Source organism: Schinkia azotoformans LMG 9581 (assembly GCF_000307855.1).
In the GTDB taxonomy this organism is placed as follows: domain Bacteria; phylum Bacillota; class Bacilli; order Bacillales; family Bacillaceae_J; genus Schinkia; species Schinkia azotoformans.
Genome location: NZ_AJLR01000113.1, coordinates 1 through 15,000, shown reverse-complemented (window position 1 = coordinate 15,000; position 15,000 = coordinate 1). Strand labels below are relative to the sequence as shown.

10 protein-coding genes and 1 pseudogene are annotated in these 15,000 nt (G+C 36.2%); all 11 read right to left on the bottom strand.

The features are described 5' to 3' along the window. Positions 1-34: 34 nt before the first annotated feature. Positions 35-2,758 (bottom strand): MBL fold metallo-hydrolase, encoded by a 2,724-nt coding sequence (locus BAZO_RS12270; protein WP_003331868.1) that lies wholly within the window; start codon positions 2,756-2,758, stop codon positions 35-37. Between the two features lie 234 nt (positions 2,759-2,992). Beyond that, a complete protein-coding gene (locus BAZO_RS12265; protein WP_003331867.1) occupies positions 2,993-4,951 on the bottom strand; it encodes an HIRAN domain-containing protein in 1,959 nt (652 codons plus the stop codon). Positions 4,952-5,270: 319 nt separating this feature from the next. Beyond that, positions 5,271-5,492 (bottom strand): hypothetical protein, encoded by a 222-nt coding sequence (locus BAZO_RS12260; protein ID WP_003331866.1) that lies wholly within the window; start codon positions 5,490-5,492, stop codon positions 5,271-5,273. Then, a complete protein-coding gene (locus tag BAZO_RS12255) occupies positions 5,489-5,782 on the bottom strand; it encodes a hypothetical protein (RefSeq protein WP_003331865.1) in 294 nt (97 codons plus the stop codon). The genes BAZO_RS12260 and BAZO_RS12255 overlap by 4 nt, the downstream gene beginning before the upstream one ends. Next, the gene (locus BAZO_RS12250; protein WP_003331864.1) at positions 5,779-6,018 is read right to left on the bottom strand and encodes a hypothetical protein; all 240 of its coding nucleotides are present in this window, start codon (positions 6,016-6,018) and stop codon (positions 5,779-5,781) included. Before BAZO_RS12250 ends, BAZO_RS12255 begins: the two co-directional genes overlap by 4 nt. 538 nt (positions 6,019-6,556) lie before the next feature. Further along, complete coding sequence (locus BAZO_RS12245; protein WP_003331863.1) at positions 6,557-6,787, bottom strand: glutaredoxin family protein; 231 nt, start codon at positions 6,785-6,787, stop codon at positions 6,557-6,559. Positions 6,788-7,226: 439 nt separating this feature from the next. Beyond that, positions 7,227-7,979 (bottom strand): glucosamine-6-phosphate deaminase, encoded by a 753-nt coding sequence (nagB, locus tag BAZO_RS12240; protein ID WP_003331862.1) that lies wholly within the window; start codon positions 7,977-7,979, stop codon positions 7,227-7,229. A gap of 235 nt (positions 7,980-8,214) precedes the next feature. After that, the gene (locus BAZO_RS12235; protein ID WP_003331861.1) at positions 8,215-9,579 is read right to left on the bottom strand and encodes a restriction endonuclease subunit S; all 1,365 of its coding nucleotides are present in this window, start codon (positions 9,577-9,579) and stop codon (positions 8,215-8,217) included. After that, entirely contained in the window at positions 9,576-11,057 is a 1,482-nt protein-coding gene (locus BAZO_RS12230) for a class I SAM-dependent DNA methyltransferase (protein WP_003331859.1), read from the bottom strand. The genes BAZO_RS12235 and BAZO_RS12230 overlap by 4 nt, the downstream gene beginning before the upstream one ends. After that, positions 11,058-14,294, bottom strand: a complete 3,237-nt coding sequence (gene hsdR / locus BAZO_RS12225; RefSeq protein ID WP_003331858.1) for a type I restriction-modification system endonuclease — start codon at positions 14,292-14,294, stop codon at positions 11,058-11,060. It lies immediately after the preceding gene. 243 nt (positions 14,295-14,537) lie between these two features. Beyond that, positions 14,538-15,000, bottom strand: a pseudogene (locus tag BAZO_RS12220) (transposase); the annotation flags it as partial.

The window sequence follows — 15,000 nt, the reverse complement described above, 5'->3', positions numbered from 1 at the left end:
TGGGACACAGTTCCCGACCCTGTGTCCCACTAATTTAGACTATCACTTCCAGAGTATAACCTGTTTCTTTATTGATTTTTTCACTTACTGTCTTTTGTTCCAATTCATTGGGAAAGGTTGTTAATTTTAAAACAACTAGCTTTTTATCCATATGAATGGAGGGATTCTTTTTAAAATTCCAATTGTTAGGGATTGATTCAAACGTAATGCGAATGATTTCATTTTGCTTTGGATTTTTTGAAAAAGTAACAGGCATTCCAACCCGGTATGAAAGTTCTTCAAGGTCGATTACATGTCTCATTGCAATTTCTGGTGAAATGAAATGCACCTCTAACATTGATTCACCATTGTAATCCTTCAAGCTGGTTTTGTAAATTTTTATGCCACGTTCACGTGCCCATTTTTTCGCTTCTTCCATCGCAGCGTTATTTTCTAGACGTGGCATTGATGAATCCACTTGAAAAATATCTTTATCCCCCATTTTCACAGGGTCAGTAGCATTGTCATATTTAAATTGTAAGTCAAAACCTGTTTCCTCCTTAAATGTTCGGATTAGTTTCTCTTCACCTTGTGGTTTTTCTGTCGAAACGACTACTTTACGCTCATTTAAATGAATAGATGGTGAACCTATTGAGCTGCCTAAGAGTTTGACAAGAAGTGTATGCAAGAGGTCTTGGCGAACAGATTCAGAAAAACTTATCCTCCAACCAGTTTCTTTTCGAATTTTCTCAGAAATACCAGCTTTCTCTTGTTCACTGACGGCATCAGGGAAGTCAAAATAGATGGTCAATCTTTCACTTTCTTTCCCTAAATCATCAACTCCACAGCGAATAAAGTGCCGATTCGATGTAAGCAGCTGTCTAACTGTTTCCATAGCAGCAGTGGGGTTAAGCTGTTTCCCTTGAATTGGTAAATCTAAATGAAGGAGCTGCTTTTTCATCTCCTTAGTAAAACGATAAAATTTTATACCATTTTGTATTAAATAATGATCACTTGGAAAACTCTGTAATGCTAAAGCTACGGCAAGCTTTTCCTTAATGTCTGTTAACTGAAACTTTTCAAAAATGGCCTCAAGGGACAATATCTCCTCAGGAATGATGTCCCAGTCCAGTTTTTCTAGAAAAGGAACAATAAATTCGAAAACTTCATTGGCTGCTTCCGTCAATTCCTCGATAGAACGATTCCAGTTTCCAATTGTTTCGGCTACTTGCTCTAGACTCAACTTTAATTGCTTTCCTTTAAGAGTTTGACAAGTTAGCAAACGCCCTTTTGGATAGATGCCTGTACAAATAACGAGTTTAAATAGGGTTTCATTTTCAGGCTGATAAAGAATAAGGCCGCCAATCATTTCTCTAAGCTTTATTCCATCATCATCAACCTTATATCTTTTCCCCACTACCCCTTTGCCAGTGCTACGTTTTTCAAAAGAATAGGTTTGGCCATTTTCCGTTAAAATAGGACGAAATCGTTGATCAATTTGACTAGCGATCTGACTCCTTGCATCATCATCACCATGTACGAGCAATGTATAGGTAGGTTTTAACGATTGGATGAAACGGTTGATTTCATTTGCATCAGCATGTCCAGAAAGACCATATTTTCTAACAAGACATTTGACTTCATATGTTGTTCCGTTTAGTTCTAACTGATTTTCAATATTTTCAGCAAGGTTTAATAATTTTCTGCCTGGGCTTTCTTCATCTTGATAACCTGTTATGAAAATTGCATTTTTTTCATTAGAAATTAGCCGTTCTGCATACCATGAACTAGCCCCCCCAGTCAACATACCAGAGGAAGCAACAATGCAGCCAGGTTTACCTTGAAGCACTTCATTTCGTTCTTTCGGACTGACTGCCCTAACACGCCCTTCTGTAATAAAAACATCTCCATTTTTGCGAATACGATGGGCAACAGGCCCTTTTAAATATTGAGGGTAGCTGTTATAAATTTTACTTATAGGGGTAACTAAACCGTCTACATAAATTGGGAACTCCGGAATAAGTCCTCTTTCCATATAATCTTGTAATACTAAAAGAACCTCTTGAGCACGCCCAAGTGCAAAAGCAGGAATAAGTACGAATCCACCACTAGAAATGACTTCGGAAACATGTTCTGCGAGAAGGCGTTCTTCTGTATTTCTATCAGTATGGGCGCGATTTCCGTACGTTGATTCAATAACAATTACATCAGGATTAACTTGATGAGGAACTTCCGCCCCTGGAATCGTTCTGCCGGCGCGAAAGCTTAGATCCCCCGTAATGAGAAGTTGTTGTTGATCTCCTTCTATTAAGAACATGACAGCTCCTAAAATATGACCTGCACGGAAGCTTGTAATTTTTAAATCACCGATACGTAAAACGCCACTTGCTGGAATATGAAGTAAAGAGTTAAAGAGGTTGTTAACCTGTTCTTCTGTATAAGGCATCAGAGTATTCATTTGATAGGAACGTTGTTCTAAAATTTTATAAGAATCCTTCATCATTATTTTTATTAAATCTATGGTAGGAGGAGTTGCATAGAAAGGGATATCGGGAAATAGAGAATGAACAATTGGAAGCGCCCCAATATGATCAGCATGTGCATGCGTAATTAGCACGGCATCAAGTTTACCTAGGCTTTCTAGCATACCAAGAGCTGGAAGTGAGTCATCACCATGCATTCTCATGCCCGCATCAACTAAAAGATTTGTTTCCCCCATATTAATATGGATACAAGATGCACCTACTTCATTTCCGCCACCTAAAATACTAATTCTCAAATCTATCTTCCTTTCTTTTCAAACATATTTTCTTTTGGGACACAGCTCCCGGTCCTGCGTCCAACTTCGAGCAAGCTCCCCAGATAAAAACGGAACGAAATCTTATTTTCGCCAAATATCTGAACCCCCTCCTTGGACCTATCTCTCTTTTTTCTTATCTTAACTAAAAAGTACATAAATTTGGGATTTCTTTTTGAGTTTATTCGATACATTGAAAATCAGTCAATTTAATATTTATTCTCCTTTTGGATACTTCCCTATTTTCCCCACCTTTGAAAAAGGAAATTGGACTAATGTGCCAGCTTTCTCCGGACGTTTACTTATCATGATTTGAATATCAGGTTTTCCTTTTTCTAAATTCTCGCTTCGAAAAATGGCATACAATTTTTCTCCTGCATCCATCATTGAAGCAGGCGTTAAGTTATCTGCTTTTGGTACATAACCAAGCACATAACCATCCTCTGCAGTTACGATAATTGCATTTGAATCATAGGGATTATCCGGCTCCCTTATTAAATATAAAATATCCCCGTTCTCTATTCTCCCTTCCATAACCATTAGATCTCGATAATATGTGCCGGCAATCTTTGTGGTACATAGGCTCGCATCCCATAATGATGGGGCAACCTTCATCTCGGTAACATCAATATAGCGTTGCTCCTTTTTCTGTCCGCCGTCATTCTTTCCCATTAGACGCTGAAAGCGCTTTTTAATATTATTAACTGGCTCGACTTCACAAGCTTGTTCTAGTGCTGGAAATACCAATGCACTCCAATTACTCTTAAACACTCGCAACGCATGAATTGCTTCAATTCGGACATCTGGAAAGCGGCTTGTCAGACAGCGTATAAACAATGCTTCCTCATTTTGACGTTCTTTACGAAGCGCTTTAAGCAGAAAAACAAGCCAAATATCTGGTTTGTATTCAGAACTAATGCTATCCTTTGAGATTTCCAAAGGGTCGTCACAGAAAACTTCCTTAGGGAGTACCTTACTGAGATAATTGAAAATGTCATGCAAATAATGTTCTGAATGATCTACTAATACAAATTTTAAAACATTCATGTCAAAAAAATCCCTTTGTAATAGAGGAAGTAGCGTTTCAAAACTGGGCACTAGGCCGATTTCTTCCATAGTAAGTATAATTAAGCTTGTCTGATGACAGGGCATATCCAGCTCCTGTATAAGACATTGCCTCCACTTTGCTTGTTTGAGCAGTTCAGAGCACTTGTTTCTTATTACGTGTTCTTTGTTACTAGTCCATCCATTCTCTTTTTTAATATCCTCTCCACTATGATACCAGTAAGGTGCCATACTCTTTTTAATTGCAATAATGGCAGCCAAGTCAATAAAGTACTTTGCGTAATTATTAGCAGCACCTATATATTTTTCAACAAGAGCTAAACTTTGGCTGAATACTTTGATATCATTGGTTTCTGCAGCATAAGCAACAAGGTATGACAACTTCGAAAAAACGTCCTCTGTTATTTCAAGCCTTTGGTAAAACCTTCTCATGTCTACCTTTTCTAAGCACATAATGGCGGACATATTAGGGAGTGCTTCATTGATCACACCATATTCCAAAATCCATTTTTGTTGCAGTAGAAAAATTGGTTCAAAATTTATAAGTGCTGCCAATTTCCCATACCCGCATGTATTTTGAGCTAAATCATATAGAAATTCATTGTAGTCATGAAAATTTTTGGAAGCTTCCACCGCATAAATTGTTAGTTCACTATGATAACCGAGCATCTTGATGATTTTTCTTACCAAATCATTTTCAAAAAAACCAAGCACCAGCATACCTAGCTTAACCTCATCTTCAAACTCGCTCTCCGTCGCTAAACGAATGGCAAAGGAATAAAGCCTGTCTTTATCGATAAGCTTTTCAGATATAAGTAACTTAATTCGGTTGGTTAAATTCGCAAGATAAAGAAATACCGGCTTCTCTTCAAGTATAGTGCGTAATTCACTATCAGTATCTGCTTGTTCAACACATTCTGCTACTTTCTCCATTAACCCCATTGCTAATAGCTCTTTCTCTCCAACTGACAGCCCCTCCTCCCAAAGAAAATAACGCGCTTCTACTGAGCCTGCAACCGTTGCATCTTGAAAGCGATATGGGAGACCCGGATGTTGTTCAGCCATACGATTAATAAACTGATAAATGCTTTCGTTTATATTTATTGACATATCATTCACCTTTTGACCTATTTTCAAAATTCATTCAAAAAGCCTTGGAGTAAAAAAAAGACCCCCTGAATAATCTTTTTTCCTCAAGGTGTCTTCACATAATGATGCAAACTCTATGCTCCTGCAATTACTTCTGCATTGCTATTAATCTCATCAATGATTCCAATAATTGTCTTGCATCACCCATGTTATCTTGGAACAATCCGACTATGCTTCCGACAGTCTTAAATGGTTCTTGCTGCAACAACGGGACACAGTTCCAGTCACCGTGACACGGCTCAAGATCAATTGCTTATCTCATGTGCCAGTTAAATATTCTTTAACCAAGGATTTCATCTCTTACAATCATTTCAAGAACAGATTCAATATCTTTGTATGAATCCATTGGAAATCTGGGCGTAGGAATATCGCGGTTATATTCAAACTGTAGATGATGATCGGAATGATTGGGTATGTCAATTACAGTATCGTAATGAAATACATATTCTGCACATTGACTTGAATTAACTTTTATGAAACGAATGACTGAATCGTTAATCAAACAGACTCCTCTCTATCATATGTAATCGATTGTGCTAAAGTTAATACAGAATTATCTTTAAATATTAAAGGATATATATGATGCTTTAGAGCATCACCCGCATGAATAATTCCATATCCCCCCAACGAAATATGCCATTTGGAATTTGACACTCTAGTTTTCTTTAAATGACCTAAACCTTTCCAGACATTCTCAAAATGGATAGCAAAACATAAAAAAACCTGACGAATGTATTTAGTATACTCATCAGGTGTACCTTCATAAACCAATCTTGTTTTTTCGAATTTCACAGTTTTCTCTCCTTTTTCAACTGCTCCATTTCTTCCCACATTTTTAATTGGACAATTGAATAATTTTTTACTTTTCTTTCTGTAATTGCCTTTTTGTATTGTTCAAGATTCATTCTGGCCGTTTCTTCTGCTTCTTTAATATTATCTAAAATTTCTTTATTCGAAATAAAATCTTCATTTAGAGCTTCAAATTCCGCTTGACGTGTTGGCACCCATTCCTCTTTTATCCTTTCCATCATCATCACCAACTTTCATTTTTTCTTTAGTTTAATTTTATTTGTTTATGTGATTATTTTCAAGTGACTATAAAGTGTGGATATTAATAATCGCCACATTTAATCAAACGTTTAATTAAACGGAAAATGGTTCTATTATGGGATACAGCACCCCATGGGACAGTGGGACACAGTTCACGACCCTGTGTCCCATTCCTGCCAGAATCCTACACTCGAAGGACTTTAAACTGCCCGCCTCCAAATAAGGTCTTAACATAATCAAGTTTTGTATGCTCAAAATAAACTTTGTCTCTTTCGTTCACCAAAAATTGAATTCCATCCTGTTCAGTGATTTCATCACTATCTAAAGCTGACTCTTCCAGAGCCAGACGAAGCTGTGGACCCCCTCAGCCAATCCCCATAGATAAACGAATAAACGGCTTTTTACCTTCATCAATAAGATTTTGCACTTCATTTGTGATTGCTGCTATCGCTGCATGTGTAATTTTAAGCATTAGTACCCCTCCAATCTTCAAATTTTAGAATTCGCTCTCCCTTTTTACTTTACTAATTGCAGGACTCTTTCCGGATCAAATCCTATTACCCATTGCCCATTTATTTCAGTTTGAGGAACTCCCATTTGGCCTGTTGTTTTTACTAAACGGTTTGCAGCAATCGGGTCTTGTTGGACGTTTACTTCTTTAAAAGGAAGTCCCTTCTCCTTTAAGAAGTTTTTCATCATAACACAATAAGGACAAGTGTTTGTCGTATAGACTGTGATTTGATTCATTAAAAAACACTCCTATTCTTACCAATTTTTGTGATTTTGCACAAGATCAGGTAAATGCTTTATAAATTAGGTAAATGGCTCCTCCCAGAAGCCAGACTAATGTCCCTGGTCATATTGGAATTGGTTTTTTAACCTGTTTACTATCTCCAGAAACCTTAGGTCGGTTAATGCCTCAGGAACCAGTTGTATCACAATCCCTTGTTTGATTCGATTTATCAGACACATTAAATTCCCCCTTGTATATTATGTTTAATTAACTTTAATGAAGAAAATCTTTTGTACTTCTATTATATATTATATACCCATATAGGTATAGATGAAACTCTTCTGCCCCTTTATTTTTTCTGCCAATAGACCATTTCACCTTTCTAACCTTTTTAATTAAACGTTTGTTTAGCGAACAAATGGGACACAGTTCCCTGTGTCCCACAATAGTTTATTATAAGTATGCTTTTAATAGGTCAGCAGGTACATCTGTCAATGCTGCTTCATCGGCAATGACAATTGCATTGGCGTGTTTGTGTAGGGCTGAAGCTGGGAAGTCCTCATTAACGTTTCCGCTTAGTAACATCCGAGCTGCCTCTCTTTTTCCCTCACCTGAAATAAGCATTAAAATTTCTTTGCTTTCTAAAATTGTCCCCATCCCCATTGTAATCGCTTCTGTTGGTACTTCTTCAGGATTATTAAAAAATCGGGCATTGTCTCTTCGCGTTTTGTCCGTCAACTCTACAATACGAGTTCTTGATTGGAAGGATGAGCCCGGTTCATTAAAGCCGATATGACCATTTCCGCCAATGCCAAGCAATTGCAGGTCAATCCCCCCATGCTCTTTAATCAATTGATCATATGTAGCACATTCTGCTAAGCTATCCTTCGATGTTCCGCAGGGGATATGGACATTTGATTTTTCAATATCGATATGGTTAAAGAGGTGATTATTCATAAAAAACCGGTAACTATTATTATTACTACCATCTAGCCCAATATACTCATCTAGGTTGAAAGTTGTGATGTTACGATAAGATGTGTGATTTTCCTTGTAATCCTTTACAAGGTACCGATACATTCCTTCTGGAGTTGACCCAGTTGCAAGACCAATTGTCATAGCAGGCGAATATTGAATTTTCTTTATAAAATAGGTCGCAGCCAGTTTACTTAAATCTTCATAATCTTTTGCTTTAATAAGTTTCATTTAAATAAAGCCCTCCATTGTCATTTCCTATAATAATGGGACACAGTTCCCGACCCCTTGTCTTACCGCCGACCCTTGTACACTAACAAAAATGTTATATACTAAGAGACCAGTCAAACGCGCAAAACACCGTTCTTTTTCCAGAACTGTGTAACACTAAAGTTGTATACTGATTTTACATTTTTTTGAATCAACCCATTTATAAGTTACAAAAATGTTGTATACTCATTTTGCTTTATTTGGACTGAAGAACTTCCTTTAAAAGCTCAATTGCATTTTCTTCTGTTGGGTCATTTGTTCCTAGTTTACCGCGGTAGGCTTTATATAAAATGGCTTGTTTTAAATTATCAAGCTCTAATAACTGTTGATCATATTTGCCGATATTATTTTCTTTAGTAATTATTGACTCTATCTTAATAATCTTTTTTTCAATTTCTTCTCTTGTTGGAATCGGCATAACATGCGTTTTAAACCTTTCAAATTCAATACTATTCACTGTAGTTCCTGATTTGGAGTATTCATCTAATAAATACTTTTCATATGCCTTAACATACCAAAGAAAATATTTATTAACCAAATCTTCTCCTGAATTAAACACCTTTAAGTCTTGATTCACAGTGCAATCAGTCATTAAATAAGCTACTGGTAAAGTGTGTTGTAGGATACCACTACGTACTACCATAGCAACAGAACCTTTAGTAGCTATTTTTGCAGAAGAATTTTTTAGCCCTTCCTCTGTTATATAGTCTTGAGTCTCATGAATGTATATTGTTTTCATGTCTTTTGCTGAAATCCAAGGAATATTCCCATCCCAATAACTTTCTTTTGATTTACTCGGTGTACCTCCACCAAATATTTGGAAAATACCCCCTATTGTTTTAAATTCCCAACCTTTTTTGTGAGCGTCCTCTTTACCTTCTTCTATTATACTTCTTAGTATAGAAGTTTTGCGTATTTCGAGCGACTCCTTAACTTCTTCAATCAATTGTTTCGCTTCATTAATTTTAGCAAAAAGTCGATAAATCTTCTTAGCAATACGTTTTTGTTCTCCTTTAGGGGCTATAGGAAAACAAATATTTTCTAGTGTACTTTTTCTGATAGATGGTATTGTAGATGCTTGTGAATATTTATAAAAATCCTCTTTTAATGACCAAAACAACAAATACTTATCATTAAGAACTTTTTCATTTGCTTTAATTCCCATTAAATTATTATCAATACAAGAAGGCTTTTCTATTAGACTTCTTCTATTAAGTTTAATAGCCTCTCCAATTTTAGCAAACAATATGGTGTTTCTTGGAACAAGTTTTGCTTTTAATTTTTTTCGTATTTCTTCAGAAATTGTATTATCTGTATTCTTAATATAATAATTTGAATCTATATCCTTCAGACTTCCCACTTTAAAAAAAGGTATCTCTAAGTCAATTTTACCTTGATGATCATTAGGAAAGGCAGACCCACTGTAGAAATCTACTATATCTATTAGTTTAACCCAAACCCAATTGTCTGGAATTTCATACGGTAGTTCTTCATTCTGTATTAATGCTTCTTCTAATAATGAATCTAATGTCTTTTGCTTTTTCTTTGTTGTTTTAATCATTTTTCAAGCACCTCAGTTGTTTCTGCCACTTTTAAGGTAGAACTAGAAGTTGCTTCATAGGTTGTAGGCTCTTCCATTTCTTTTAATTCAGCGATAACCTCATTAAGTAAAAAGATTGCTTGTTCTAGCTTTCCTACCGCTTCCTCCGCGGATTCAATCGGATCTGGCAAGTTTTCATAAATCGAAAGTGACTCATCAGCAATCAATCCAATATCTAAGCTGTCATCTTTTTTCGCTATTTCTTCACGAGTGAACACATTCCAACGTTCATCTTCTACTTTTGTTCGGTCTTCTGCTAAATAAGCTTCAACAAACTTATCAAAATGAGCCTCAGTTAACGGATTCCGTTTACCAAAAGAAGGCATATTGGTTCTTAAATCATAGATCCAAACATCTTTTGTATTCCCTACATCCGTTTTCTCTCTTGTAAAGAATAGTACATTCGTTTTGACACCCTGAGCATAGAATATCCCCGTTGGCAGGCGTAAAATGGTATGTAAATTACATTTATCCATTAAGTCCCGGCGAATTTCTGTTCCTACCCCGCCTTCAAACAATACGTTATCAGGAAGTACAACCGCAGCACGAGCTTTTCCATTTGCTTTCAAAGCACGATAAATATGCTGTAAAAAGTTTAACTGCTTATTGGAGGTAGAAAAAGTAAAGTCTGTGCGTGAGACTCTTTCTCCACCTTTTTTCGTTCCAAATGGTGGATTAGTCATGATAACATCATAATTCTTTAAACCTTCACCAAAAGATGATAATGTATCACCTAATACTAACTCTCCATGAATATCATGTAGTAATGCATTCATTACTGCCAAACGATGGGCATCCTTTACAAGTTCTACACCACTAAATGCTTTATATTTTTGAAACTCGACATCTTCCTCAGATAAATCAAAGTAATCGTCAGTTTTGCTACGAATATGTCTATCTGCTGCTATCATGAAACCAAAAGTACCCGCTGCAGGGTCATGACAACGCTCGCCCGGTTTTGGATCTACAAGTTTAACAATGGTGTCAATAAGAACTCGTGGTGTAAAATATTGACCAGCACCGGACTTTACTTCACTAGCGTTCTTTTCAAGTAGACCTTCATATAAATCTCCTAAGCCTTCTTGCTTGGCACTATACCAATCCAAATCATCAATAGACTTGATAATTTTTTCGAGATTTTTTGGTTCACTTATATAGGTTGAAGCATCTGTATAAACTTCTTTTAACAACTCATTTTCAGCTTTTCCTAAGTCTAGCAACAGTTGACGATAAAACTCTTTAAGTTCAATTCCTTCTTTTTTGACCAATTCATCCCAACGGTATTTCTCATCAATGATGTATTCTTGACCTGTTTCTTTCATCATTTTTAAAAATAACAAGTATGTTAATTCAGTTACATATTGATGATAGGTAATCCCATCATCACGTAATACATTACATAGGTTCCAAAGCTTCTGCACTATTTCTTGGTTAGTCATTTATGCCTGCTCCTTGTAGTTATATAGATTCTCATTAATTTCACGAACAATCTCAGGTAATTGGCCACTAAATATCTTATTAAGTTGTTTAAAACCACCACGGCTTTTGAATGGCTCGTATTCAAAAGCTTTTTCCGGATCTGGATGAAGAACAGATTCCTGAATTAATTGTTTTTCAATTCTTTCTAGCCATTGTTTCTGTACCGGTGGCCATGCTTTCATTTGGTATATTTTTTTCATGGCATTTTTAATACGCTCTTCATGACTGACTAATGGGTCTCCAAGTGCTTGCTGCCTTATAAATGCTATAATATCAGCAGCAATATCCTCATTCTTTGCATCTCTCCATGCCGCTTGCAAGTTTTTCTCTGTAAAACCTTTTTGATCAAGTTCTAAAAGCAGCTTTTTCAGTTCTTCTCTTGTTAATTCCGTAGGACGCTGACAGACAATCAAAAGAGCTGGGATTACATTCATATTATCCCTTATGAATTGGCCAAAAGATTCGAGATAGTCATCCGGCTTTTCTGCATTACCGTATCCTCGTTTCATTCCCAAAAATTTATCCTCATGAGTTGAGATATATTGTTTATTTTCACGGTCTAAATTTTCATCAATGTACCTAAACATCGACTTAAACTCTTTTAATTGCTTTTGCAAGTCTGACGGATTTAGACTTTTCACCCATTCTGCAAATTCCTCAACTGTTTTCCCACCAGATAACACCTTAAAATTATTATGATTTTTTTCGGACCAATTTCGTTTCTTTCGTTGAATTTTAGCCAAAATCTGTTCTTGATGTTTTGATAGTTGTTCCTCATTTTCTAACTTTTCAAGCTCATCTACTAACTGAGTTAATGAAATTTTCGGATTCGCAACCACAGGCTTCATACTTGTGTATGGCTTTAATGCTTCATATATTCCTACCGCATCAAAGATATTGAAGTGATCTTTATGAATTTCATCACACTTCCTTGTAGCACGACCTAACATTTGTTCATAAAGAATACGAGAACGAACACGTCTTAAAAAGACCAAATTTGTAATTCGAGGTACATCCACTCCTGTTGTTAATAAGTCCACAGTTACCACAATATTCGGTAGACGTTCATTTTTAAATCTTTTAATTGCATTTAATGGGTCTTTTATGGATCCAGTTATTTTCATAACAGCATTATCTTCAATAGGTCCATATATATTTTCAAGTTCCTCTTTTAGGATATTAACGACTAAATCCGCGTGGTCATCTGTAGCTGCAAAGATAAGTGTTTTCCCTTCATTGTCTGGTGAAATATAATTAACTAGTTCATTAATAATGACCTTGTTAAAGCTTTCTGTTATCACTTTAGTATTGAACTGGGTTACTTCAATGTTAATTTCATCCTCTAATTCCTCTTGTGAAAGTGCCCCTGTAATTGTATCATATACATCTACTTTCTCTCCCTTTTCCCACTTGATACCTGCCTTTTTCAAAGCTGTCTCAAATTGATAAGGAGGTTCATGGTCCACAAGATAACCTTCTACAACAGCCTCACGATAGGAATAGGTAAATACCGGTTTCCCAAAAATCTCAGTAGTATGGAGTGCGGGCGTAGCAGTCATGCCTATTTTAACTGCATCAAAATAATCTAATACTTGCCTATACTTACTTACGTAGTCTTTGTGGTCTCGTATTATGACCTCTACTTCACTCATTTCCTTGTCCAATGTATACCCACGATGAGCCTCATCTACAATAATACAATCATATTGATCAACACTTGGCTTATCCTCAGGTTGTTCGGTATACAAAATACGCTTCAGCATACCTTGTACAGTTGCAATATGCACCTTTGTTTCGGGATTAGGCGTTTTCTCAGTTAGCCCTTTAAGTTCATATATTTCAGTAAAGGTGTGGAAACTTTCTAATTTACTGTCCTTAAAAGCATCCTCTGCTTGTTCGCCTAATGCTGAACGGTCAACAAGAAATAGAATTCGATTAAAACGCTTTGATTTAATCAAACGATAGATTAAACCAATTGCCATTCTCGTCTTCCCTGTACCTGTTGCCATTGCCAGCAAAACTTCTCGTTTCTTTTCCTCAAGCGCTTTCTCAACGGATTTAATGGCTTCAACTTGATAAGGACGCAACCTTAAATAGTCAAATTTCTCGTCTTTTAATAGATCCTCGGATTTATCGATGTCTTGTTGAAGTAATCGTTTTAATCCTTCTGGAGAATACCAGCCATTTAACGCTCTTGCATGATTTGTAGACTTTCTCGCATCTAGAAACCAAATACCTGATTTTTGTTTAAACTGTTTAACATAGGGTCTACCATTGGTTGCAAAGAGAAATGGAACAAAATAATCGCCCCAAGGTTCATGGATAATCTCATCTTCATGTTGAACTACTAGTTTGGCGTATCCTTTTGCTTGGTCAATATCTGCCGGGATGTCTTTACTTGCCTTTTTCGCCTCTACAATGGCTACTAATTCCAACCCAATAAATAAAGCATAGTCAGCAAAACCCTTTTTTAATGGCCATTCTGCAATAGCTAAGTTTTTGCCCTTTTCAGGTCGCGCTCCCTTTGCGAAACGTAATTTATCCGTATCTGCATCCCAACCGGCATCTTGTAATTGCTGATCTATAATCATTCTAGTTTCAGCTTCACTTAGATCAAAGCTTGCTGCCACCTTTTGAGATTGCTCTTTACGTTTTTGCTTGTCTTGATCCTTAACATAGAGCTGCTCCGAACGAATCTTTTGTAGCTCGTCTTCCATTTCAGCAAGCTTTTTTTCATATGCTTGCTTAATTTTATCTAATTCAATTTCTGGGATGTCATTATGCGGAGCCGGTTCTTGATAGCTTGGAATTTTTACAGTCCAATCACCGTAAACTTCCATAAACCATGCGGAAATTCGATAGGTCATATGTAGTAATGTCTTAGCTTCTTCTACTTCACCATAGCTAAGGTCATGAGTGGCCTTGTTACCTTTTATTCTTATTGTATTAAATAAATCATATATTTCTTTTGGTATAGTTTGATCATAATAAAGAATTCGCAGGCGGTCTTCTTGGGTTGTTCCACGCTCTTCCCTAATCTCTTCTTTGGCTAAAATGTATTTTGTTATAGTTTCAGCGAACTTCCTTAGCTCACTTATTGTAAGATTTGAATTTTGATATACATTTCGTTCGGCTACTTCACCCACTCGAGAAAGAACTTCCCAATCATTTTCCAAAAATTGAAAGTTATGTGACATACACTAATCCACCTCCAAACAAAATAAATACCGTACTATTAATAGGTAAGTCCCTATTTTAAATTATCTTCATTTTACCATAAGAACTTACAGCATTTTACACTATTTATTGCTTATATTGGAATATTCCGCTTTTATTCTTCTAAAGTAAGTTATAAAAAAATACATAGTTTAAAAGTATTTTCACTTCCAAACTATGCGTCCACTGTTTCTACTTCATTATAATTTCGTCACGAGTGTTGATTATCCAAAATTAGACAGACGTATCCCTTGGAGAACTTTATAATTTTTTTAAAATAACAGCCATTTCAGAACGCCAGTCAATTGGCAAGTTATCTTTTTGCAGTTGTCTTAGAAAAGAGATAAATGATAACTTTTTGAATATGCGTCCTTCAGCTGTCTTTGAATAAAGCCACTTTAATAAAACATAAGCAATCAAAGCGGCGAACAGCTGATTAAAAACAGCATTTTCAGTCGTGCCAAATAAAACAGGAACATTTAGGTTCTGCTTGATCCATCGGAAAAACGTTTCGATTCTCCATCTTGCCTTGTACATGTCTGCGATGACTTCAGGTGCTACGTCCATTAAATTAGTCACTACACGCATCTCGTTGCCATAATCATCCTTAAAAAATACCACCCGATGTCGTTTCTCAGAACGGGATTGCTTGGTACCTAGTTGACAAGTAATGTCGCGTGTGATGGG

Coding starts and splice junctions, on each gene's coding strand:
- BAZO_RS12265 (WP_003331867.1), bottom strand. CDS start 4,951: ATGTCAATAAATATAAACGAAAGCATTTATCAGTTTATTAATCGTATG.
- BAZO_RS12250 (WP_003331864.1), bottom strand. CDS start 6,018: ATGGAAAGGATAAAAGAGGAATGGGTGCCAACACGTCAAGCGGAATTT.
- BAZO_RS12245 (WP_003331863.1), bottom strand. CDS start 6,787: ATGAATCAAATCACAGTCTATACGACAAACACTTGTCCTTATTGTGTT.
- nagB (WP_003331862.1), bottom strand. CDS start 7,979: ATGAAACTTATTAAAGCAAAAGATTATGAAGATTTAAGTAAACTGGCT.
- BAZO_RS12235 (WP_003331861.1), bottom strand. CDS start 9,579: ATGATTAAAACAACAAAGAAAAAGCAAAAGACATTAGATTCATTATTA.
- BAZO_RS12230 (WP_003331859.1), bottom strand. CDS start 11,057: ATGACTAACCAAGAAATAGTGCAGAAGCTTTGGAACCTATGTAATGTA.
- hsdR (WP_003331858.1), bottom strand. CDS start 14,294: ATGTCACATAACTTTCAATTTTTGGAAAATGATTGGGAAGTTCTTTCT.